The sequence below is a fragment of the Halomonas qaidamensis genome (assembly GCF_025917315.1).
GTDB classification, from domain to species: domain Bacteria; phylum Pseudomonadota; class Gammaproteobacteria; order Pseudomonadales; family Halomonadaceae; genus Vreelandella; species Vreelandella qaidamensis.
In genome coordinates this window covers 3,393,363-3,416,041 of the sequence record NZ_CP080627.1, presented here as the reverse complement: position 1 = coordinate 3,416,041, position 22,679 = coordinate 3,393,363, and the positions used below count along the sequence as shown (strand labels likewise).

19 protein-coding genes are annotated in these 22,679 nt (G+C 52.5%); 16 read left to right on the top strand and 3 right to left on the bottom strand.

The genetic code is table 11. The features are described 5' to 3' along the window. Positions 1-171: 171 nt before the first annotated feature. Positions 172-2,589 (top strand): mechanosensitive channel protein, encoded by a 2,418-nt coding sequence (ybiO, locus tag K1Y77_RS15355; RefSeq protein ID WP_264429347.1) that lies wholly within the window; start codon positions 172-174, stop codon positions 2,587-2,589. Between the two features lie 91 nt (positions 2,590-2,680). Here the strand turns inward: ybiO and K1Y77_RS15350 are convergent, their stop codons facing one another. Further along, a complete protein-coding gene (locus tag K1Y77_RS15350; protein WP_264429345.1) occupies positions 2,681-3,427 on the bottom strand; it encodes an SDR family oxidoreductase in 747 nt (248 codons plus the stop codon). Positions 3,428-3,630: 203 nt separating this feature from the next. On the opposite strand from K1Y77_RS15350, the gene folK reads away from it, so the two are divergent. Further along, positions 3,631-4,077, top strand: coding sequence for a 2-amino-4-hydroxy-6-hydroxymethyldihydropteridine diphosphokinase (folK, locus tag K1Y77_RS15345; protein ID WP_264017441.1), 447 nt, complete (start codon positions 3,631-3,633; stop codon positions 4,075-4,077). Between the two features lie 78 nt (positions 4,078-4,155). Continuing rightward, positions 4,156-4,977: a flagellin N-terminal helical domain-containing protein gene (locus K1Y77_RS15340; protein WP_320055289.1), complete on the top strand. Its 822-nt coding sequence runs from the start codon at positions 4,156-4,158 to the stop codon at positions 4,975-4,977. Between the two features lie 18 nt (positions 4,978-4,995). On the opposite strand, the gene K1Y77_RS15335 is transcribed toward K1Y77_RS15340, so the two are convergent. Both K1Y77_RS15335 and K1Y77_RS15330 read right to left on the bottom strand, forming a co-directional pair. Further along, positions 4,996-6,549 (bottom strand): BCCT family transporter, encoded by a 1,554-nt coding sequence (locus K1Y77_RS15335; protein ID WP_264429341.1) that lies wholly within the window; start codon positions 6,547-6,549, stop codon positions 4,996-4,998. Positions 6,550-6,885: 336 nt separating this feature from the next. After that, complete coding sequence (locus tag K1Y77_RS15330) at positions 6,886-7,626, bottom strand: DUF481 domain-containing protein (protein WP_084180392.1); 741 nt, start codon at positions 7,624-7,626, stop codon at positions 6,886-6,888. Positions 7,627-7,834: 208 nt separating this feature from the next. On the opposite strand from K1Y77_RS15330, the gene K1Y77_RS15325 reads away from it, so the two are divergent. From K1Y77_RS15325 to K1Y77_RS15265, 13 genes are all read left to right on the top strand, one after another. Then, complete coding sequence (locus K1Y77_RS15325) at positions 7,835-9,520, top strand: ATP-binding protein (protein WP_030071071.1); 1,686 nt, start codon at positions 7,835-7,837, stop codon at positions 9,518-9,520. A gap of 32 nt (positions 9,521-9,552) precedes the next feature. Next, on the top strand, positions 9,553-10,284 hold the full coding sequence (locus K1Y77_RS15320) for a response regulator (protein ID WP_030071069.1): 732 nt from the start codon (positions 9,553-9,555) through the stop codon (positions 10,282-10,284). A gap of 168 nt (positions 10,285-10,452) precedes the next feature. Further along, positions 10,453-11,448, top strand: a complete 996-nt coding sequence (locus K1Y77_RS15315) for a Bug family tripartite tricarboxylate transporter substrate binding protein (RefSeq protein WP_264017444.1) — start codon at positions 10,453-10,455, stop codon at positions 11,446-11,448. A 106-nt stretch (positions 11,449-11,554) separates the two neighbouring features. After that, positions 11,555-12,037, top strand: a complete 483-nt coding sequence (locus K1Y77_RS15310; RefSeq protein WP_030071066.1) for a tripartite tricarboxylate transporter TctB family protein — start codon at positions 11,555-11,557, stop codon at positions 12,035-12,037. A 49-nt stretch (positions 12,038-12,086) separates the two neighbouring features. Then, positions 12,087-13,586, top strand: a complete 1,500-nt coding sequence (locus K1Y77_RS15305) for a tripartite tricarboxylate transporter permease (RefSeq protein ID WP_030071064.1) — start codon at positions 12,087-12,089, stop codon at positions 13,584-13,586. A gap of 385 nt (positions 13,587-13,971) precedes the next feature. After that, on the top strand, positions 13,972-15,324 hold the full coding sequence (gene urtA, locus K1Y77_RS15300; RefSeq protein WP_030071062.1) for an urea ABC transporter substrate-binding protein: 1,353 nt from the start codon (positions 13,972-13,974) through the stop codon (positions 15,322-15,324). Positions 15,325-15,425: 101 nt separating this feature from the next. Further along, positions 15,426-17,039, top strand: coding sequence for an urea ABC transporter permease subunit UrtB (urtB, locus tag K1Y77_RS15295; protein ID WP_264429337.1), 1,614 nt, complete (start codon positions 15,426-15,428; stop codon positions 17,037-17,039). A 3-nt stretch (positions 17,040-17,042) separates the two neighbouring features. Further along, positions 17,043-18,188: an urea ABC transporter permease subunit UrtC gene (gene urtC / locus K1Y77_RS15290; protein ID WP_264429335.1), complete on the top strand. Its 1,146-nt coding sequence runs from the start codon at positions 17,043-17,045 to the stop codon at positions 18,186-18,188. Continuing rightward, entirely contained in the window at positions 18,185-19,021 is an 837-nt protein-coding gene (gene urtD / locus K1Y77_RS15285; RefSeq protein ID WP_030071056.1) for an urea ABC transporter ATP-binding protein UrtD, read from the top strand. Before urtC ends, urtD begins: the two co-directional genes overlap by 4 nt. Beyond that, positions 19,021-19,728 carry an urea ABC transporter ATP-binding subunit UrtE gene (gene urtE / locus K1Y77_RS15280; RefSeq protein WP_030071054.1) on the top strand — a complete coding sequence of 236 codons (708 nt, stop codon included), beginning with the start codon at positions 19,021-19,023 and terminating at the stop codon, positions 19,726-19,728. Before urtD ends, urtE begins: the two co-directional genes overlap by 1 nt. Positions 19,729-19,867: 139 nt before the next feature. Then, complete coding sequence (locus K1Y77_RS15275) at positions 19,868-21,235, top strand: diguanylate cyclase (protein ID WP_264429331.1); 1,368 nt, start codon at positions 19,868-19,870, stop codon at positions 21,233-21,235. Between the two features lie 180 nt (positions 21,236-21,415). Continuing rightward, positions 21,416-22,300, top strand: coding sequence for an urease accessory protein UreD (locus K1Y77_RS15270; protein WP_264429329.1), 885 nt, complete (start codon positions 21,416-21,418; stop codon positions 22,298-22,300). A gap of 97 nt (positions 22,301-22,397) precedes the next feature. Continuing rightward, a complete protein-coding gene (locus tag K1Y77_RS15265; protein ID WP_083007596.1) occupies positions 22,398-22,679 on the top strand; it encodes a hypothetical protein in 282 nt (93 codons plus the stop codon).

Genomic DNA, 22,679 nt, shown 5'->3' with positions numbered 1-22,679 from the left:
TCTCATGTTACCCTGTTTATCTTTATACAACTCTTGCACCCACGTGGAGTGCAATGTGAATAGGGTGCACTATGATGTGCATAAACGAATGATGTGCATAAAACGATGATGTGCATAAGACGAGTTAGTAATGATATTGAGTAAAAGACTCACCCAAAGGGAGGTTTAGGTGTGACGCCATTACGTTTATTCCCCTGGCTAGGCGTCTGGTTAGTGATGCTATTTGCCTTTCTGACAACGCCTGCGTTGGCTCAAACTACGCTAAGTGCAGGAAGCGAAGACACCGCTAACGCAGAAGAACAGCCCTCTTATTCGGCACTGGCCGATCTGCTAGAGGATGATCAGGCGCGCCAAGAGCTGATTGAGCTGTTGCGAAATCAAGCATCCGGGTTACCCAATGAGTTGACCAGCGAGCTGTCACCTCAAGCTGCTGCACAGGGGAGCGATATTGCCCCTGAAGATGTATCGCTGCCTCGCCAGCTTGCTGAGCTGACCAGCCGCGTGGTCGGTGATGTTGGCGGGCAGATAGAGCAGGCAGTGGCCGTTATCGGTGGCCTGTTTACTGGTCAAGGTACTAGCACGTTCGACATGGCCGCGTTCGTTAGTGCTGCGATTAACTTAGGTATTGTGATCGTTGCGACCTTCGCAATATTTATACTTTTCCGTCGTTTGGCGAAATCATTATTTACTAAGATAAGTGGTTGGTCTCAGCAAGGCAGTGGCTTAACACCTGTGCTGCGGTTAGTGCTGTGTGTTGCCATTGCCGCGGTAGTCGACGTTTTACTAGTAGCTTTTGCCTACGTTGGCGGTAACTTAGTAGCAGCGTTTGCGGTGGGTGAAACCGGTGAGCTTTCCACCCGCGCTTCGTTATTCCTCAATGCCTTCTTGTTTATTGAGCTGCTGAAGGCCGGTGTGCGTATGCTGTTCTCTTCACGCTATGAAGGGCTGCGGCTGCTACCAATTTCAGCGCAAGAAGCCTCCTACTGGAACCGCTGGCTGGCGCGCTTAATTGGCATGGTTGGTTATGGTTTAATGGTGGTTGTACCGCTAGTTAATTTCTATATCGCAGCCACCCTCGGCCAAGCAGTTGGCACCTTTATCATGCTGTTGGCGTTCATTTATGCCGTGGTGGTCGTGCTTAAAAATCGGTTGCGCCTGCGTGACAACCTGAACCTAATGGCTGGGCGCTCCACATTAACTGCTAGCCGGGTCTCACTACAGTTATTTGCTCGCACTTGGCATTTGTTTGCGCTGTTCTACTTCTTGATGGTGTTCGTACTGACACTGATACGCCCTGGCGATGCACTGCCGTTTGTCCTGTTTGCCACCTTGAAAACACTTGCTGCCGTGGTTATCGGTCTTTTAGTCTCGGCGTTTCTTACGCAAACGATTGGCCGTCGTATTCAGCTATCCGATGACCTGCGCCGCAAGTTGCCCCTGTTAGAAGTGCGCTTAAATAGTTATGTACCGAATGCGCTGCGTGTGCTGCGTACGGTCATTGTGGTGGCCGTTATTATGGTGGTGCTAGATGCCTGGGGAGCGTTCGACCTAGCCTCTTGGTACGCCTCAGAACGTGGCGCTAACCTCGTTGGTAAATTGATCAGCGTGGCGGTTATCTTAATTGTTTCGCTAGGTATCTGGTTAGGCTTGGCAAGTTTGATTGAGCACAAACTCAACCCCGAAACCGGCCACGGCGAACCCTCAGCGCGTGCTAAAACACTGCTAAGTTTGTTCCGTAATGCCTTGGCTATTGCCATGGTGACGATTACCGGCATGATCGTGCTATCGGAAATCGGTATTAATATCGGGCCATTGATTGCCGGTGCAGGTGTGCTAGGCCTTGCCATTGGTTTTGGTGCCCAAAAACTAGTGCAGGACGTTATTACCGGTGTTTTCATTCAGGTAGAAAACGCCATGAATACTGGCGATGTAGTGACCGTTGGCGGTGTCACAGGTACCGCTGAGCGACTCAGTATTCGCTCAGTGGGTATTCGCGATCTGTCGGGCACTTACCATATCGTGCCGTTCTCCAGTGTTGATACTGTGTCTAACTATATGCGTGAGTACGGTAATCACGTTGGTGAATACGGTATTGGCTATAACGAAAGCATTGACGAAGCAATTGAGCAGCTGCAGCTGGCGTTTGAAGATCTGCAAGCCAGCGAAGAGCATGGCCATAAGCTGTTGGCCGATCTGACCGTTGCAGGCGTTACCGCACTGGCTGATAGTTCTGTCAATATTCGTGTGGTGATCAAAACCACGCCGGGCGATCAGTGGGGAGTAGGCCGTGCCTACAATCGTTTAGTGAAACTGCGTTTTGATGCGGCCGGTATCGAGATACCGTTCCCGCATACCACGCTCTACTTTGGTGAAACCAAAGGGGGGAAAACACCACCCGCTAATGTGCGCGTGTTGGATTCCACCGCTGAACGGAAAAAGGTAGAAACATCGCCAATCCGTGAGGGAAGCGAACCGTCAACAGGTCAGTCAGGTCAGTCAGGTCAGTCAGGTCAGTCAGGTCAGTCAACTCAGGCTACCAGTGAGCCTGACCATCTGAAGCCTGATCATGATGACGTTGACGATGTTTAAGTCGTAACGGCGTGTCATCACTGAAGACGCGATGAGAGCGTTGATACTAGGGCTGCCTGCGGGCAGCCCTAATTTTTTGGGCGTGTGGCTATCAACCTGGATAATTTTCGGAATGACGCCCTTCAAGGTTGATTGATTCGCCGCCGTCAACAAACAGAATTTGTCCAGCAACAAAATCATTGTCTAATAAATAGTGCAAGGCTTGTACAAGGTGGGCTGGGTTGCCCTGGTGCTTAACCGGAATACCTTCAATACGCCATTGAATATAGTCGCTGGTGCGTTGAGAGGCGGGCAGCACCACGCCGGGGGCAATACCGTTAATACGCAGACGAGGTGCAAATTCTAATGCCGCCATGCGTGTCATCTCGGCAAGACTCTTTTTGGACAGTAAATACGCCGCATAGGGGTATTGGTGATAAGCCACTTTATTATCAATAATGTTGATGACTTGCCCCTTTTCTACGGCTTCTGAAAAGTACCGCGTCAGTAACAAAGGCGTAAACATGTTGACCCTAAATTGGGTTTCCAGCATGGCTATATCGGTCTCTGCTATGGGCGAAGGTTCATAGGCAGAGGCGCTATTAAGCAGCACACTAAGGTTCGGGAAGTGCTGTTTGGCAGTGGTAATAAGGGCTTCAGGCGAATCGCTCAAGAAATTGCATGGGACTATTTCACAGCGCTGACCCTTGGCGCGAATCGTCTTGGCAACGACTTCGGCTTCATCACGTGAGCTATTCACGTGTAAGGCAATGTCATAGCCTTTATCTGCAAGGGCTTCAGCGAAATAGCGGCCTAGGCGCGTTGCGCCGCCAGTAACGAGTGCTGCAGGTGTGCTCATTCAAAGTTCCCCAAGGTAGAGTCATGGTTCATCGTATCGCGCGTTAAGTAGAACTTTCTGCGTGAGCGTAGCGTTTGTCAATAACTTGTACAGGGCTTGAACAAATTAGCAGGCCAGCTAATCTTATCAGTCACCTTAAATGATTCAGAGTCAGTTATTGCCTTATGCGCTTTGCGCTATGCCCCCTAGATTAGGATGCAGCTATGCCACGAATGCCGTTACACACGCCCACCAATACGGCCCACCATGAATGCTTAATCTCTCTGGGCACTAACATTGAACCAGAGCGCCACTTTAATGAAGCGTTGTCCATCTTGAGCAGTGAATGCGAGCTTATCGCACGTTCAGAGGCGATCCGCACGGCGCCAGTGGGTTACCAGCATCAGCCGGACTTCCTGAACTCGGCGCTACTTGTGCGTACTTCTCTGGACCACGATGCCTTTCGCGCTTACTTAAAAGAGGTAGAAAACCGACTGGGACGGGTGCGTGGCCCCATCAAATCAGGGCCGAGAACGATGGATTTAGATATCGTGGCATGGGATGGGGAGGTCATCGATGACGGTTACTATCAACACAGCTATGTGCGTCGTCCGGTAGATGACGTTCTTGCTGCTAGTGGTCGCAGCCTAAAGCAACGAGCACATTCATGATTTTCGTCTAGCTGCCGATAATAGGTCTATAGCCGCCACTGTTGACATGGCGAGGCTAGCCTTCTTCGGAGACGCGTGTTGCTCAGCCTAAATACGAATTTGATGTCTCTTGCCGTGCAGAACAATCTGCGTGGCAGCCAGCAGGCCATGCTCACTGCCATGGAGCGTCTCTCTTCTGGGCTGCGTATCAATAGTGCCAAAGATGACCCTGCTGGCCTGGCGATTGCCAACCGCATGGGGGCGCAAATTCGTGGTATGAACCAAGCCATTCGCAATACCAATGATGGTATTTCCATGGTGCAAACAGCGGAAGGCTCGCTCAACCAAATCAACGATAATTTACAGCGTATCCGTGAACTGAGTGTACAAGCAGCTAATGGTACTAACGCTTCCGAGGATCTTGTTTCCATTCAAGACGAGATTGATCAGCGTTTAGAAGAGATTGATCGTATTGCCGAGCAGAGCAACTTCAACGGCATTGGTTTTTTTGATAGTACCAAGGCGGTCAATATTCAGGTGGGTGCTAACGATGGCGATAGCATTGCGGTGCGCTTTGCAGCCATGAATAGACAGGCACTGGGGCTGGAAGGGTTTAGCGTGTTAGACGGTGGCAGCGCAACCGACGGCCCGCTAAAGGCAATGGATGACGCGATCAAACAGGTGGATCGCCAGCGGAGTTATTTAGGCGCGGTGCAAAATCGCTTCGAGAGTGTGATTGATGGACTCAATACCAACATTATTAATACGTCTGCCGCTCAGTCACGCATTCAAGATGCTGACTATGCCAAAGAAGTCTCTAACCTAATTCGCGCGCAAATTCTGCAACAGGCCGGTATCGCTATTTTGGCACAGGCTAACCAGCAGCCGCAGATGCTTCTACGACTGCTGGAAGGGTTATGATAAAAGAGCTATCGACGGTTATTCGATAATGCCTTGTTCACGCGCCATGGCGTAGGCCGCTTGTGGGCCATTCCACAGTGATGGTAGCAAGATGAGTGAAACAGGAATCGCCGTAATTACAATAAACTGCTGCAACGCGCCAATTTGACCGGCCCCCATATACAGCAGCACCGCCGCCATTAGCGCCATGGCAATCCCCCAAAAGGCACGCACGTAAGGGTTAGGATCATCATGGCCGGCACCCACAACGGCAATGGCGTAGCTCATAGAATCGCCGGTAGTGGCGACAAAAATGGTGGTTAGTAATAGAATCGCCAGCGCCATCCATGTGCCGCCGGGCAGGGCTTGGGCCACGGTGAGCGTCGCTACATCAAACTGGAAGTTATTCAGCGCCTCGGTCAGATCAATTACGCCCGTGAGCTGATAATAAATGCCCGATCCGCCCAGCAGGGTAAACCATATGGTAGTCGCAATAGGGGCGAGTATCGCCACGGCAAGAATCATTTCGCGAATACTACGCCCGCGTGAAATACGCGCCACGAAAATCGCCATCAGCGGTGCATAGCCAATAAACCAAGCAAAGAAAAACACTGTCCACCACTGCATCCACCAATCGGGTGCGGTATCCGCAGTCATGGTGGCCATGGTGAAGAACTCGCTCACGTAAGCGCCCATGCTAGACACATAGGTGTTAACCAAAAACAGCGTAGGGCCAAATACAATAATCACCGCGCCGATAGCGAGGGCCAGTAGCACATTAAAACGGCTGAGCAACTGGATGCCTTTATGTACACCACTCATGGAGGAGAGCACGTAAATACAACCCAATACCGCAAGAATAATTAGCTGTCCTGGATAGCCTTCGGGTAAGCCGAACAGTTCGTGTAAGCCAAAGCTGACCTGGGTGGCCAGAAACCCGATGGGGCCGACCGTACCGGCTACCAACGCAATCACGCAGCAGGCATCTACCACGCCACCAAGCGGGCCGCGCATGAGGCGCTCGCCAAATACGGGGTAGAGCAGCGTGCGCGGCTGCAGAGGCTGGCCTTTTACATAGTGGGCATGAGCAAGCACCACCGCCGTTAGCGAGCCAAGTACAGCCCAGGCTAAAAAGCCCCAGTGCATGAACGATTGGGCAAGGGCGCTTGAAACAGCATCAGCAGTGCCCGCTTCAGTATCAAAGGCGGGAGGCGTTACCACAAAATGATAGACCGGCTCTCCGGCGGCAAAAAATACGCCACCACCTGCTAATAATGTACAAAGAATGATCGAAAGCCACTTAAATGTGCTCATTTCTGGTGCGTCGAGATTGCCGATTTTAGCCTTTGACGCGGGCGAAATGGCTACTCCAATAGCAATGAAAAAAGTTAATAAAAGTAGTAGTTGAAAGTAGCTGCCAAGGACTAGGGCCGTCCAGGCAAAGCCCGTACTAATTGAGTCTGCGACTAGGTCGACGTCGTATAAGGAGAGCGCGAGAAACGCAACGATGAAGCCGATGCTGAGCACCAGCACGATGGGGTCGCCAAGGGAAAACCGCGAAGGACCCTCGCTATTGTGGGCAGGTTGGTTCATTAAGAACACCTATTTTGATGGGTAGTAAGGAGGCGGAGCAAAGAGCTTAACAAAACCGTGCGTGAGCAGGCTAAACGCCTCACCACGCGCATTTTTGAAACAAAAAAAAGCGCCATTCAATGAATGGCGCGAGGACAGGAAACTGACCATAGTATAGCGTCAATTTAGACCAAGGTCTAATGATAAAAAGAAAAATGCATGGAAATGGTGCGAAAAGCGTTAGTGATGCACCATTGTGAACAGGTGAGTAATTGCCTTAATTAGTTAAAAAAATATGCTAACTATTTGATTTTTATTGATAATAAATTAGAGTTTTGCTGGGGAAGTAATGGCGTGTCACCAGTGGTAGAGCAATGAGGCGCTGGTGGTGTTGTCGGTGCGTTCGCTGGCATCTTCAGGCGGCTGCGAGTTATGTTTGATTTCATGGGAAAGGCGCAACGAAAGCCGTGAGTTAAGCCTAGCCGTTAGTGATGTCAATGAACGTGCAGTGGTATTCTTGCGGGTATATTCCAGCGACATTTCCTGAGCAATATCAGCATAATCTGAAAACCCAAATCGATAGTCAAAAGCCGTATATGCAACGGCCAGTCGTTCATTATCGGCATCGCGTAGCCGATCATTTCGGTACCCAGGCCCCGCTTCCAACGACAGCGAATGCCGTTCACCGGTTAGCAACTGGCGGCCATAACCACCAATGGCGGAAAGCTGCTGATCGTAGCCAGCAAAACGGTCTTTTTCCCAGCGGGCAAAGCCAAACAAGTAGTGAGGCCCACTAAAGTCAAAACGCTCTCGGCCTGCCACCAAATATTGTTCTGCACTGGTTTCTCCATTTTTGCTTACATTGCGAACTTCACCGCGCAACGAATGGGTGAAATCTCCCGTTAGCCACGTCAGCCGCGTTTTGCCAATTAGCGTTTGGCTATTGGTATTGCCTGAAAGATGGGTAAAGCCAAGCTCGGCATCACCACTGAATACAGGCGTATCATCTTGTGGCGGTGGCGGAGCGTAAAATGGATAAGCGGTGGCGGACGTTGCCCACAGCGACAAGCTAGCCAAGACAAGCCGTAGTAAACTCAACACGTAACTCCTCCGTGAGTATTGGTCATTGTGAGAGGCAGGATGTTGCAGGATGATAGTTCGTCATGCACGCTTTAAACGTTGAGAGTATATCGATAAAAATAAATTCAGTGACTGCTAAATAAGTAAGCAGGCGAAAAAGTACAGCGGCTAACGCCACTTGGCGCTGCATGCCATAATGACGCTGTCGCGCCTAGTGAGTTCCTTTATGACCGCCCCACGCCCCCGTACGTTGGCTGAATTACAGCGCTGGCGCCGTACTCGCGCTAAACGCCGCTGGTATAAGCGCAGTTTTCGCTTGCAAGTTATGCTGCTGGTCGGCCTGCTGTTGGCTGGCATGCTGCTTGCTCAGGGTACCTACCTGAATCACCGTAAAGCAGAGATTATTACCCAGCAAATGGGTGAACGGGCATTGGCAGTGGCCAAGACCGTTGCGGGGATGCCGCACATTATTAATGCTTTCTCGACACCCAACCCCTCGCTGATTATTCAGCCGCTTGCTGAGCGAGTTCGCCAGGAAACCGGTGCCCGCTATGTGGTGGTCGGTAATGCCCAATCGATTCGCTACTCGCACCCAGTGCCTGAGCGTATTGGTCAGCCCATGGTGGGAGGGGATAACGATCAGGCGCTAATTTACGGTCAGTCATACGTATCGGAAGCTACTGGAACGCTAGGGACTGCCATGCGTGGTAAAACCCCTATCTGGGATGAAGAAGGTAATATCATTGGGGTGGTTTCAGTGGGCTTCATGCTAGAGCGGGTTGATATGGATGTGGCCCGCTATACCAGCTTAGGGTGGGCGCTGGTGGCGCTGATGATTTTGCTTGGTTTTGCAGGGGCGTATTGGCTATCGCAGCATCTTAAAAAGGTCATACTTGGTTTAGAGCCCTACGAAATAGCGCGCTTAGCCATGGAAAAAGAGGCGATTTTACAATCCATCCATGAAGGTATTCTAGCCGTTAACCGCGATGGCCAGATCACTTTAGTCAATCAGCAGGCGCGACGATTTCTAGGGCTACCCGATGAACAGGTCTTACTGGGTCAGCCAATTCGAGAGGTAGTGCCCAACTCGCGCTTGATTGAGGTGCTAAAGCACGGCGAGCAGGAATTTGACCAAGAAATGTGGCTGGGTGACCATCCTGTGGTGGCTAACCGTGTGCCTATTTTGCACGAAGGCGAAATTGAAGGTGCCGTTGCTACGTTTCGCAGTCGCCGTGAAATTATTGATCTTTCCCATGCACTTACCCAGGCAAGCCGTGATGTCGATATCCTGCGTGCTCAGGCCCACGAGTTTTCCAACAAACTTTACACCATTTCTGGCCTGTTGCAGCTTAACCGCGTTGACGAGGCGCTAGCGCTGATTCATCACGAAACCGAACGTGCCCAAGCGCAAATGAGCTTTTTAATGCGCCACGTGGCTGACGCGGTATTAAGCGGTACGCTGCTGGGTAAATTGACGCGAGCCAGAGAGCTAGGGGTAGCGCTGGAAATTGATGAACAGAGCTCGCTCTCCTGCCCGCTGACGGTCACTGGGCAAGAGGTCATGATGAGCGTTGTGGGCAATTTACTGGATAATGCCTGCCATGCTGCACTTAATGGCCCAAACAGTGATACCCCTAAAGTCCGGCTGTTCTTCACGGATTTGGGTGAGCAGTTGTTGATTGAGGTAGAAGATAACGGCCCAGGCGTCCCGGGTGAGCATGCACAATCAATTTTTCAAGAAGGATTTTCGACCAAAACCGGCAAGCATCGTGGTATTGGTTTAGCCTTGGTCGCGCGGTTGTGCCGTCAATATGGTGGTGAGGTGACTCTGGAAGAGAGCGAATTAGGCGGTGCGTGTTTTATTGCCGTGTTGGATCGCTCGCTTTGTGACCAAGTCACCGCGATGTCCTAATCATAATAACGATGCCAGTAAGAGGAATAACTATGTCTACGGCGCAATACGGTATTTTGGTCGTCGAAGACGATTTTCGCATTGCCGATATTCATAAGGTTTTTATTGAGCAGAGCGACGGTTTTTATGTGGTGGGGATGGCACGCAACGGCAGCGAAGCAAAAGCGCTGATGGCCGAGCATGCCGATGCTATCCAACTGATTTTATTGGATGCGTATTTGCCTGATGTGGAAGGTTTGGAACTGTTATGGGCGATTCGCCGCGACTATGTGCATGTGGATATCGTCATGGTAACCGCTGCCCGCGAGGTGGAAACTATCAGCGAAGCGTTGCGTGGTGGTGTATTTGATTATTTGATTAAACCGATTGAAGCGACGCGTATGACGCAAATGCTGACGCGTTTTCGTCGCGAGCGAGAGGCATTGGCGAATAGGGCTGAAATGAGTCAAGACGAGCTGGACCAGGTGCTCGCACGCCTGCAGCCAGGCGAGCCTCAGCGGCTAGCAGCGCAGACGTTGCCTAAGGGCATAGATCGCTTAACGCTGCGTCGTGTGGTGGACTCTCTGGCAGCCGAACAGGATTCCCAAACGGCGATGCAGGTAGCGCAGGCAATGGGTGCAAGTCGCTCAACAGCGCGGCGTTACTTGGAGTTCTTAGTGGCTGAGCAGGCGGTTAACGCCGAAATTGGTTATGGGGATGTTGGCCGTCCCGAACGGCGTTATCGGCTGCTGGAGTCTTCCTCAACCTGGCTGGAATCACTGTAAACGTGCCGTGATAAGCAGGCGGTGAACAAAATGAACAAAACGCACAAAAAGCACATTTTGTTATTAATCATCATAAGCTTGTTGTAGTAGAGGACAGTCTTTTAACGTTCATTGCGTAACCACACAAATATACGTTCGTAACAAAACAAACACCTGTGGAGAACGCCCATGAACACGCTTCCTCTTAAGCGCTTTGCCGTGCTTGCTTTACCCATGGCTGTCCTCGCCATGACGACGTCTGCCAATGCCCAAGAGTGGACTCCTAGCCGTTCGATCGAATTTGTTGCCCCTGCCAACCCCGGTGGCGGTTGGGATACGCTTGTGCGCACCATGTCCCGCGTTATTCAACAAGAAGCGTTGGCCGACGAAAGCTTTGCAGCCATTAACGTGCCTGGCGGCGGCGGTGCAGTAGCTTGGGCTCAAGTAGCTCGTGACAGCGGCAATCCGCATAAACTTTTTGCTACCAGTCCGCCGATGATTTTAGTACCCCTGGCAGGCGCCTCGCGTTACGACCACACCGATTTCACCCCGATAGCGCGTATTAATACCGACTATTCAATCATTTTGGTGGCGGCAGATTCTGAGTACCAAACTCTGGATGACCTTTTCACGGCGCTGAAAGAGAACCCTAGTCTTAGCGTGGGGGGTGGTAGCGCACCGGGTTCCATGGACCACATTTCGGTGGCTGGCCTTGCTTCTGCAGCGGGTATGGAAGCCTCCGCGGTCAATTACATCCCCTTCTCGGGTGGTGGTGATGCTATGACCAACCTAATGGGCGGCCATATTGAGGCGGTGATTGGCGGTGCTGGTGAAGCAGTAGGTCAGCTAGGCGAAGGTAGCCAGCTGCGCGCCTTGGGCGTTTCTTCTGAAGAACGTTTGGGTGGCGGTCTAGCCGAAGTTCCTACCTACCAAGAACAGGGTTTTGACTACACCTTCGACATTTGGCGTGGCGTAATGGGTGCGCCGGAAATGCCTGACGAAGCGGTTGAATATTACGAGACGCTCTTCGCCGAGATGCTCGAAACTGAGGCATGGCGCGAAGCAAGCGACCAGCTTGGCTGGATTGATGCCTACCAGGATAGTGACGCCTTCGCTACTTTCCTGGATGAGCAACAAGAGCAGTTCAGCAGTGTGTTGACCGACCTGGGGCTAATGCGCCAGTAAGCGCTCGTCCCAAAGGCTCCCCCGGTGGCAGCGTGCCACCGGGATCATCCGTCTGAAACCGCAAGGGTCTTGCTATTTAGCAATGACATCTTCGGAGAGCTTTCCCATGACTCGATTCAATACCAACCAATGGCTAGCGCTTGTGTTGGCGTTAGTGGCGGCTGCCTATCTGGCAATGGCCTGGCAAATTCCAAACTTTCCGCTGCCCCGCCCAGTGGATTCTGATCTGTTTCCAAAAGTGTTAGGTGTTTCCCTGCTATTGCTGTCGGCGTGCTTATTTTTTGAGCGTCCTGGTCCTATTGCGGGTGTCGATCAGATTGATCAAACCGAAACCCAGGGGCCGTTGTTGCTTACGCCTTGGGCGCGGGTGATTGTCACCGCCATCGCTATCGCAGCGTATGCGTTATTACTCGTGCCGCTGGGCTTTGTGCTGGCTTCGACGCTGCTGTGCGTTGGCCTAACCGCTTACTACGGCTACCGCCGCCATGGGGTCAATCTGGCAACATCGCTTGGGGTGGTGCTGGCGCTGTATCTGACCATGACGCGGGTAATGGATGTTTACCTACCCACTGGCGTGCTGCCGTTTTAACCAAGCCGCGCTTGCCCACTGTTAGCGGGTTTAAAAGAGAGACACTCCCATGGATGCCTTTAACAATCTAATGTATGGCTTTGGCATCGCGCTTGAGCCTATCAATATCGCTTACGTCTTTGCCGGCGTTTTTGCTGGCACTATTATCGGCATGTTGCCCGGCCTTGGGCCGATTAGCGCGCTGGCGCTGATGATTCCAATTACCTTCGCTATGGAGCCTTCTTCAGGACTGATTTTGATGGCCGGGGTGTATTACGGTGCTATTTTTGGCGGCTCCACCTCGTCTATTTTGCTTAATGCCCCTGGTGTAGCAGGAACGGTAGCCACCTCGTTTGACGGCTATCCGATGGCCAAGCAAGGGTTGGCAGGTAAGGCGCTGGCGATTGCCGCTTACTCCTCCTTCGTTGGCGGCACCATCTCGGTTGTTTTCTTGATGTTGATTGCGCCACTGCTCTCCAAAGTGGCGGTGAGCTTTGGCCCTGCTGAATACTTCGCACTGATGGTACTGGGGCTAACGGCGGTTGTGTCGTTATCCGATAAGTCGCTGGTCAAAGGGTTAATTGCGGCTGTGATTGGGGTAATGATCTCGATCATCGGGATTGATATGCAAACCGGCACCGAGCGCTTTACCTTTGGCTCTATTCACCTGCTCGACGGAGTCGACTTTCTGGTCGTCGCGCTGGGTATCTTCGCGTTAGCCGAAGTGTTTTACATGCTACTGCGCGGTGGCGGTGGTAAAGAAGCGCCTCGTAATGCCATTGGTTCGTTGAAGTTGACCCGCAGTGAAGTGAAGCAGATTGCTGGTCCGGTTAGCCGCAGTTCAGTACTGGGCTTCTTTACTGGCGTACTGCCGGGTGCCGGGGCGACCATTGGCTCGTTTCTGGGTTACAGCATGGAAAAACGCATTGCCAAAGACGGGGATACGTTTGGTAAAGGCAACATCAAAGGCGTTGCTGCCCCGGAAGCGGCGAATAATGCGGCGTGTACCGGTTCGTTTGTACCGCTGTTAACCTTGGGTGTGCCGGGTTCAGGCACCACCGCTGTACTGCTTGGCGCACTGCTGGTGATGGGGGTTAATCCTGGTCCGATGATGCTCGAACAGCGCCCGGATGTGTTCTGGGGCGTGGTCGCCAGTATGTACATTGGCAATATCTTCTTGCTGGTGCTTAACCTACCGTTGATTCCGTTGATCGCCAAAATTCTCGATCTGCCCAAGCCGTTGCTGCTGTCACTGATTTTGATCTTCTGCATGATCGGTGTTTACGGCATGAGCTTCAGCGTATTCGACTTATTGCTGCTGCTTGGTTTTGGCTTGGTTGGCCTAGGGATGCGCTTGTTCGGTTTCCCCGCCGCGCCGCTGATTCTGGCATTAATTTTAGGCAACATCATGGAAGAGTCCATGCGTCGCGCGTTACAGATCTCCGGTGGTGATTGGATGACCTTTATCGACAAGCCGATTTCCCTATCGTTGCTGGTTATCGCTGTGCTGTCGCTTGGTTTGCCACTGCTGAAAAAGCGCCGCACTAAGCGTTTGAATACCGCTGAATAGAACACCGACATGCGTGTAAAGCGCCCTAGGGTTTCCTAGGGCGCTTTTTTTATGAAAAAAAATGGGTGAAATAAATAGGCGCGTGAGATGGAAGGCGCTCTATTGGTGCGAGGTGCCGTTGTGGTGCATAAACAGCGTGCATTTTTTGAATACTGGCGCGCCACGATAGTGCGATGCCTGTAGATTGGGCTGCTTTTTTTAAAGCTAACCGTTTGATTTTATTTTTTTTAATGTTTCTTTTTGTAGTGTGGCGCAAACCTTGCAAAAGCTAGGAGCTAGTGGATGCACCAAGCCCCGTAATGGCCGTACCCACGTTACATAACGGGAGTCCTTGGCCGCGAAGCTCAAATAACGAGCCCCGCCATAGGGGCGCAAGGAGGTTCAAGTGACCACATTGCAGCGCAAGACACACCCTCGTATCGTTGGCCGTTTCGCCACTGCCTTAATTGCCGCCGCTGTTATGGGTGCCAGTGCCCAGGCTATCGCTCAAGATGACGATCCGATCAAGGTCGGTATTCTCCACTCGCTTTCAGGCACCATGGCGATTAGTGAGTCAGCTCTGAAAGATACCGTTGAAATGCTCATTGAGCAGCAGAATGAAGCGGGTGGCCTCCTTGGACGCCAGCTTGAAGCGGTTGTTGTTGATCCAGCCTCTAACTGGCCGCTATTTGCTGAACGCGCTAGAGAGCTTCTAGCGCAAGAAGAGGTCGACGTCATCTTTGGTAACTGGACCTCCGTTTCCCGTAAGGCGGTACTGCCGGTAGTGGAAGAACTTAACGGCCTGCTGTTCTACCCGGTGCAGTATGAAGGTGAAGAGTCCTCTGAAAACGTCTTCTATACCGGTGCTGCGCCAAACCAACAGGCTATTCCTGCGGTGGAATACCTGATCAATCAAGTGGGCATTGAACGTTTTGCGCTGATAGGTACCGACTACGTTTATCCACGTACCACCAACCGTATTTTAGAAGCGTTCTTGAAAGATGAGCATGGTGTGTCTGAAGAAGACATCATGGTCAACTACACGCCGTTTGGCCACTCCGATTGGCAGAACATCGTGGCGGAACTGCGCCGCTTCGGTGAAGAGGGCAAACCAACAGCGGTGATCTCAACCATTAACGGTGATGCCAACGTTCCGTTCTATCGCGAACTTGCCAACCAAGGCATTGATGCCGCTGATATTCCGGTCATTGCCTTCTCGGTGGGTGAGCAGGAGCTTTCCGGTATCGATACGGCCCCGCTGGTCGGCCACTTAGCGGCGTGGAACTACTTTATGAGTGTGGATACCGACGCTAACTATGACTTTATCGACGCATGGATTGAATACACCGGCGACGAAGAAGCGGTCACCAATGACCCCATGGAAGCGCACTACATTGGTTTCAACATGTGGGCCGAAGCGGTGCGTAAAGCAGGAACTACCGACGTGGATGCGGTGAAAGATGCGATTATCGGCGTCACCGTACCTAACCTGTCCGGCGGCTATGCGGCGATGATGCCCAACCATCACATCACCAAGCCAGTACTGATTGGTGAAGTTCAAGACAACGGCCAGTTCGATATCGTCTGGCAAACGCCTTCTACGGTGGCGGGCGATGCGTGGTCTGACTACTTACCTGGCTCTCGTGATTTGATTGCCGATTGGCGCAAGCCCATGGAGTGCGGCAACTTCAACGTGGTGAACGGCTCGTGTGGTGGTAGCACCGCAGCAGAAGAAGCCGAAGCGGCCCTCGCTGAGTAAAAGAAGATCCCTTGCTGCTTGGCTAAACGTTGAGTGGCGGGGGAGCACGCTACCTCCCTTTTTTAGATCACTGTTTCTAATATAACCAAAGGAAGAACCCCATGAGGCGTTTCCTTTCCTTCAGGTTGCTGTGCCTGCTGTTGTTAAGCATCACAGTCACCGCCCAGGCACAAACAAGCGCTGCTGTTGATGCTGACGATGCCGCTGCGCTTGAGTTACTTGAAGCGCTGGATGTACGTTCCTTTCCTGCAAAGGGTGAGGCGATTACCGCAATTGTACAAAGCGACGACGAACGCGCTCGTGACTGGCTGCAGGCGTTGCTAGATGGCCGCTTACAGCGCACTGACGACGGTCGTTTTGTTGTGGTGCTCGATAACCGTGGCCGCGACTGGCCGGTGGCCGATGCGTTGACTAACGAGCCGCTTGGCGAGATGTCTCGTCGCGATCTGGATCGTATCGGAATTAATAACAATTTGCGCAACCAGCTACGCAGCGCTATTGCCGTTGTTGATCTGTATTCACCCGATGTAGAGCGCCGCCGCACTTCCGCTGACCGCTTACTTGGTGAAGTAGACGGCGAACTGGCCGAAGCGCTAGCGCCATTGATTGCTGAAGCCGATGATGAGTACGTGCGTACTCGCTTAACTCAAGCAGTGGCAATTTATCGTACCGAACAGGGAGAGATGGCCGGTATAGACGCGCTTACGGGTAGCCTTCACCCACGCGCCCGCGTGGCGCTAAGTCGCGCAGCGAATAGTGACGATCCGGTGATAGCCAACGCCGCCGCTGGGGCGTTGGCAGGTATCGAACAGCAGCTGAAAATTAATCGTGGTCTGGAAACGCTCTATTTCGGTCTTTCGCTTGGCTCGGTACTGGTGTTAGCAGCGATTGGCCTGGCCATTACCTTTGGTGTGATGGGGGTCATTAATATGGCCCACGGCGAGCTGATCATGCTGGGCGCTTATACCACTTGGATGATGCAGCAACTGTTGCCCGGCCAGCCTGGATTGGCGCTAATTCTATCGATTCCTGCAGGCTTTTTAGTGGCCGCGCTTGTGGGCATTGCCATTGAGCGGGGTGTCATTCAATTCCTGAAGGGGCGCCCGTTGGAAACGTTGCTGGCGACGTTCGGTATTAGCCTGATTTTACAGCAGCTGGTGCGAACGGTGATTTCACCGCTAAACCGTACGGTCATAACGCCAGAGTGGATGAGCGGCTCCTTAGTGATTAACGATGCACTGTCGCTGACCCTTAACCGTATGTTTGTACTCGGGTTTGCACTGGTGGTGTTTGCCGCGCTGATGTTGATTATGCGCCGCACGCGCCTAGGGCTTGAAGTGCGCGCGGTGACCCAAAATCGTGCCATGGCACGCTCTATGGGTATCCGTGCCACCCGGGTCGATATTATGACCTTCGCGTTAGGGTCTGGCGTCGCAGGCTTGGCTGGCGTTGCGTTATCACAGCTGACCAATGTTGGCCCCAACCTGGGCCAGAACTACATTATTGATTCCTTCATGGTCGTCGTTTTCGGTGGCGTGGGTAATCTTTGGGGCACCTTGGTGGCTGGGCTTTCCCTGGGCATTATTAACCAAGTGCTGGAGCCCTGGGCAGGTGCGGTGCTGGCCAAGATTATTGTCCTGGTGTTCATCATTCTGTTTATTCAAAAACGCCCGCGTGGACTCTTCCCGCAGAAGGGCCGGGCTGCGGAGGGCTAACCTATGATGACGCAATCATCTTCAAGCCAGTTTTGGCTAACTCGCCCGTTTAGTGAGCGAGCCACGCAGATCTTTCTTGGCGTGCTGTTTGCCGCCCTGTTGATCGTGACAGTACTGCATCTCGCAGTACCTCAAGGTCACTCGCTACATGTCAATGCTTACACCGTGAACCTGTTCGGCAAGTACTTAAGCTATGCGCTACTGGCAGTGGCGGTGGATTTGGTATGGGGCTATTTAGGCATTCTGAGCCTGGGTCACGGGGCGTTTTTTGCCATTGGCGGTTATGCCATGGGCATGTACCTGATGCGCCAGATCGGTGACCGCGGTACATATGGCGACCCGGTACTACCGGATTTTATGGTGTTTCTCAGCTGGGAAAGCCTGCCCTGGTACTGGCTCGGCTTTGATATGGCCTGGTTTGCGTTTGCTATGGTGCTGTTAGCCCCTGGGTTATTGGCCTTGGTATTCGGCTTTTTGGCCTTTCGATCGCGGGTCACTGGGGTGTATCTATCGATTATTACCCAGGCGCTGACCTTTGCCCTGATGCTGGCGTTCTTCCGCAATGAGATGGGCTTTGGTGGCAACAACGGTTTAACCGATTTTCGCGAGCTGCTGGGCTTCAACCTCCGCAGCAACGACACTCGCTTAGGTCTATTTATTGCCACCGGCGTTGCATTGGCACTGGGTTATATCCTGTGCCGAGCGATTGTTACCAGTAAATTAGGCCGGGTGTGTGTGGCAACCCGTGACGCCGAAGCCCGCACGCGGTTTATTGGCTATCGGGTCGAACGCTTCCAGCTATTTGTATTCGTAGTTTCCGCCATGCTGGCAGGCTTGGCTGGCGCGCTTTATGTTCCTCAGGTAGGGATTATCAACCCCAGTGAGTTCTCGCCGATTTTCTCGATTGAAATTGTGCTGTGGGTGGCACTGGGTGGCCGTGCCACGCTTTATGGGGCGGTTATCGGTGCGATCTTAGTCAACTATGCCAAAACGATTTTTACGGGTGTAATGCCTGATGCGTGGCTGTTTGCCCTAGGCGCGCTGTTTGTCTTGGTCACCGTGTTTCTACCTAAAGGCGTGGCGGGGTTGTTGCTGCACCTAAAACGCCGCAAAAAATCCGAGACCTTGCCGAAGGAGGCTACCGCATGAGCTTGCTGCAATCGCTAACCACGCGGGATCGGGTGTTTGATTTTATGGCCCCTCAGGCCTCACCGGTAGATGTGCGTCATGGCCCGATTCTGTATATGGAAGATGTCTCGGTGAGCTTCGATGGCTTCAAGGCAATCAACAACTTAAACCTGACCATTGATGATGGTGAACTGCGTTGCATTATCGGCCCTAACGGGGCCGGTAAAACGACCATGATGGATATCATTACTGGTAAAACACGCCCCAACGAAGGCAGCGTGTGGTTTGGTAGCCGTCATAATCTACTGCAAATGAGTGAACCGGATATCGCCAGCTTGGGGATTGGTCGTAAGTTCCAAAAGCCCACGGTATTTGAAGCGCTGAGCGTGTTTGAAAACCTGGAGTTGGCGATGGCCGCTGACAAGCGTATTTTCCCCACGCTAACTGCTCGCATGACTGGTGAAATTAAAGACCGTATCAATGAGGTACTTGAAACGATTGGCCTGACCGAGCTGCGCTACCAGCCAGCAGGGATTCTTTCCCACGGCCAAAAGCAGTGGCTGGAAATTGGCATGCTGTTAATGCAGCGCCCGCGTCTGCTGCTGGTAGATGAACCCGTAGCCGGGATGACGGAACAGGAGATGGAGCGTACCGCAGAGCTGTTGACGGGCCTTGCGGGTAAGCAGTCGGTGGTCGTGGTAGAGCATGATATGGGCTTTGTACGTTCTATTGCCCGTAAAGTGACCGTGTTGCACCAAGGCAGCGTACTGGCAGAGGGCAGTATGGATCAGGTTTCAAGCGACCCCAACGTGGTTGAGGTGTATTTGGGTGCGGACGACGAGGAGGTTGCCTGATGCTGGCAATTGAAAAGCTCAACCAGTTTTACGGGGAAAGCCACACCTTGTGGGATTTAGACCTCGATGTGCCTGCCGGCCAGTGTACCTGTGTGATGGGCCGCAACGGGGTGGGTAAGACCACCTTGATGAAAGCTATTATGGGTGAAGTAGCCGTAAAAAGCGGTCAACTACGCTATCAGGGAGAGGGCAGCGACATTGAGCTGACCAAAAAAGCCATTGAAGCTCGCTCCCGCCTGGGAATTGGTTTTGTGCCTCAGGGGCGGCAGATTTTTCCGCTGCTCACGGTGGAAGAGAATTTACGCACCGGCCTTGCAGCGCGCAGTGATGGGCTAAAAAAAATCCCTGAGCGTATCTATGAACTGTTTCCTGTTCTAAAAGAGATGAAGCATCGCCGTGGTGGTGACTTATCAGGCGGGCAACAGCAGCAGCTAGCCATTGGTCGTGCGCTGGTCATCGAGCCCAAGCTGCTGATTTTAGATGAGCCAGGGGAAGGTATTCAGCCTAATATTGTGGCGCAAATCGGTCAGGTCATTCGCCAACTGATCAAGGAAGATGGTTTAACGGTACTTTTGGTGGAGCAGAAGCTGCCTTTTGCCCGCAAATATGCCGACCGCTTTGTGATTATGGATCGCGGCCGACCAGTTGCTAAAGGCGATATCTCAGAGCTTTCCAACGAACTGATAAAGCAGCATTTGACCGTTTAAGTTATCCACAGCCTGTTGCTCGCCCTTTAATTAACTTAAAGTGGCGAGTTTATTATTAAAAACTCTGAGCTGTGTGCGTATTGGCTCTATTATTTTGCGTGTAATATGGCTTGTTTTCGTAATAATAATTGGGTGCGCAATGCGCTATAAAGATAAACATCAGCTCGCTGCCGAATGGCAAGTGCTTTTAGAGCGCACGCCACTAGTGTTGCGCCAAGCAGTGGAAACCTTGGTAGAGTACCACTGCGACCGCTTTGCGGACCATTTCTATGGGGTAATGTTAGAAGACCCTCACGCGTCGCTTTTTCTCTCCAATGACCAAGTAAGGGAGCGTTTAAATCCCTCCATGCGGCGTTGGCTGAAGGCCATGTTTGCCGTTGAGCATGTCGACTTTAATGCCTTGGTAGAACAACAGGAGAAAGTGGGGCAAGTGCATGCCCGCGTTGATATTCCCGTTAACCTAGTGCTGAACGGAGCAAGGCAGCTAAAGCAGGCGTTTTACCAACATATTAATGCCACGGTTACCGCGCCACTGTCGCCAGGGGTAGCCTGTGTCTACGTCTCGGATCATATCGATATGGCCATGGAAATCATGAGCCACGCCTACTCCGTCGCCAATGATCGCAATGCGCGCACCGAAGAAGCGTACAAGCTGTTTTCCCTTACCCAGAATATTGGAGACGAACGCGAGCGTCAGCGCTCGGCGTTATTAAACTGGGAAAATGCGCTGATGTTTGCTGTTGCCGCGCAACAGGAAACCGCAATGCTACCCAAGCTTTCCAAGTCAGAGTTTGGTCTGTGGTATTTTCACAAAGCCTGCCATGCCTTTGAAGGCTCGCCAGAAATCGCCACGATTTCGCGCCATATTCGCCAAGTAGATCATGAGTGGCTGGCTGCACTTGATCAGAATGACATGGGCCAACGGCTCACAGCCCTAAGTGATATTCGCGATGCAACACGCACTATTCTTATGCTGCTAGACGACGTGCTAGAGCGCGCTTCAGGGCTAGAAGCAGGACGCGACAGCCTGACGCGACTGTTGAATCGTAAGTTTCTTTCAGTGGTGCTGGGACGGGAAATTGAAATTGCCCGCCATTCGGAAAAACGCTTTGCCCTGCTGATGGTAGATATTGACCACTTTAAGTCGATTAACGATACCCATGGCCATGACGCCGGCGACAATGTATTGCAGCAGGTAGCGAGTATTCTCGATCGTTCTACTCGTGGCGGTGATTATGTTTTTCGTATGGGCGGCGAAGAGTTTTTGATTGTATTGGTGGATACCGACCAGGATGGCAGCCGACTATTTGCCGAGCGTCTACGACGGGCAGTCGCTAAAGAACCTATGCTAGCCACCGCCGATACGCTGCTTAATGTGACCGTCAGCGTTGGCGTAACACTCCACGATGGCCACCCTGATTATCAGCGAGCTATTCAGCGCGCTGACCAAGCGCTTTACCAAGCAAAGCGCGGTGGACGTGATCGGGTAGTGGTTAAAAACGCGTAGATGATCCATTTCGGTGCGACTGGCCTTTTTTTGATACTTTTTGGTGCGCAATAGGCATCGTTAGATTGCCTATTTTCACCTTATACGGGCGCTTTAGCAGCGTATTCACATTTTTCACCATTTTGGCGCATTCCTTGCATTTGAAAATGAAATGCTTATTAACAGGAAGTAAATGCGCCCATGATGCTGTGTGAACTCGCGACACCTGCTGCTGGCTCAGGTCACCGCTTTGACGAAGAGCGCCTCTGGGCGGCATCGCTGGCGCTGCGTTTTGCTAACCGCAATGGCATCACTCGGTTGGTGCAGGCGCGCCACCAAGGGCCACTGAGAGTGCAACGCCCGTTTTACCCCGAAGGCAGCACAGAGGCCTGCCATGTCTATGTGCTGCACCCGCCTGGTGGCTTGGTCAGTGGTGACGCACTGACGATCCGTGCCCATATCGAGCGTGACGCACATGCGCTGCTCACCACGCCTGCAGCCAACAAACTATATAAAGCTGATAGCCAAGGCGTCGCCTGGAACCAAGATACCGAACTGAACGTGGAAGATGGCGGCATCCTTGAGTGGCTTCCTCAAGAAACGATCGCCTTTGATGGCTCCAAAGGTACTCAGCGAACGCACATTGCGTTGCATGGCAGCGCCCGCTGCCTGGGCTGGGAGATCATGGCGTTGGGCCGCCCCGCCAGTGAACTTCCCTATGTAACCGGCCGTATTGAACAGCACTTTCGTTTAACCCTGGACGGCAAACCGCTGTGGCTTGAACGCCAGCCCTTAGACCCTGCTCATCCGCGTTTTAACGGGCGCTGGGGGCAGGGGGGCGCCACGGTGCAAGCCACGCTGTGGGCAGTTGGCTTAGAAGATGCCGGTGCCGCAATTGACGAACTACGCGACGCGCTGCCGGACAACCCGCGTTGGGCGGTCACCGTTCGCCAGGGCGTACTGTTATTACGTTACCTAGGAAACTCCCGGAATGAAGCTTGGGCGCTGTGTGAACAGGCTTGGCACTTATTACGCCCGCGCTGGATCTCACGTGCCGCCCACACGCCGCGCATTTGGTTAACCTAAACGTTGTGCAGCAGGTGCTAAATAAGTTATCTCCACTAATGCAAATGAAAACCTTTTGCATTAAAGTGGTGGTTTGTGACCTGCACCGAGATGCACCATGTTGCTCAACGTTTTACCCTCCTCGTATTGGCTGCTTATCTTACGCATCCTGGCCGCGACGCTTGGCGGCTATATAGTCGCTGCACTGTTCTCGGTGGCAGCGCTTGGCTTACCGCTAGATATCATGATGTCTCTGCGTATCGGCATGATGGGGAGCTTCATTATTTGGGCGGGCGTGGCGACCTGGTCATTCATCGCGCCGAGTTTGATTCGCCTTTGGGGGGCTATCGGTCTAGCCGCTTGCGGCCTTCTATTGGTGGCTAACTATGGCATCCACTAA

What these genes read in the sequence shown, in the direction of transcription:
- K1Y77_RS15305 (WP_030071064.1), top strand. Translation starts at nt 12,087, where the DNA reads ATGGATGCCTTTAACAATCTAATGTATGGCTTTGGCATCGCGCTTGAG.
- K1Y77_RS15270 (WP_264429329.1), top strand. Translation starts at nt 21,416, where the DNA reads ATGATGCTGTGTGAACTCGCGACACCTGCTGCTGGCTCAGGTCACCGC.
- urtC (WP_264429335.1), top strand. Translation starts at nt 17,043, where the DNA reads ATGATGACGCAATCATCTTCAAGCCAGTTTTGGCTAACTCGCCCGTTT.
- K1Y77_RS15310 (WP_030071066.1), top strand. Translation starts at nt 11,555, where the DNA reads ATGACTCGATTCAATACCAACCAATGGCTAGCGCTTGTGTTGGCGTTA.
- K1Y77_RS15315 (WP_264017444.1), top strand. Translation starts at nt 10,453, where the DNA reads ATGAACACGCTTCCTCTTAAGCGCTTTGCCGTGCTTGCTTTACCCATG.
- K1Y77_RS15320 (WP_030071069.1), top strand. Translation starts at nt 9,553, where the DNA reads ATGTCTACGGCGCAATACGGTATTTTGGTCGTCGAAGACGATTTTCGC.
- K1Y77_RS15325 (WP_030071071.1), top strand. Translation starts at nt 7,835, where the DNA reads ATGACCGCCCCACGCCCCCGTACGTTGGCTGAATTACAGCGCTGGCGC.
- urtE (WP_030071054.1), top strand. Translation starts at nt 19,021, where the DNA reads ATGCTGGCAATTGAAAAGCTCAACCAGTTTTACGGGGAAAGCCACACC.
- urtB (WP_264429337.1), top strand. Translation starts at nt 15,426, where the DNA reads ATGAGGCGTTTCCTTTCCTTCAGGTTGCTGTGCCTGCTGTTGTTAAGC.
- K1Y77_RS15275 (WP_264429331.1), top strand. Translation starts at nt 19,868, where the DNA reads ATGCGCTATAAAGATAAACATCAGCTCGCTGCCGAATGGCAAGTGCTT.
- folK (WP_264017441.1), top strand. Translation starts at nt 3,631, where the DNA reads ATGCCACGAATGCCGTTACACACGCCCACCAATACGGCCCACCATGAA.
- K1Y77_RS15265 (WP_083007596.1), top strand. Translation starts at nt 22,398, where the DNA reads ATGTTGCTCAACGTTTTACCCTCCTCGTATTGGCTGCTTATCTTACGC.
- K1Y77_RS15350 (WP_264429345.1), bottom strand. Translation starts at nt 3,427, where the DNA reads ATGAGCACACCTGCAGCACTCGTTACTGGCGGCGCAACGCGCCTAGGC.
- urtD (WP_030071056.1), top strand. Translation starts at nt 18,185, where the DNA reads ATGAGCTTGCTGCAATCGCTAACCACGCGGGATCGGGTGTTTGATTTT.
- K1Y77_RS15335 (WP_264429341.1), bottom strand. Translation starts at nt 6,549, where the DNA reads ATGAACCAACCTGCCCACAATAGCGAGGGTCCTTCGCGGTTTTCCCTT.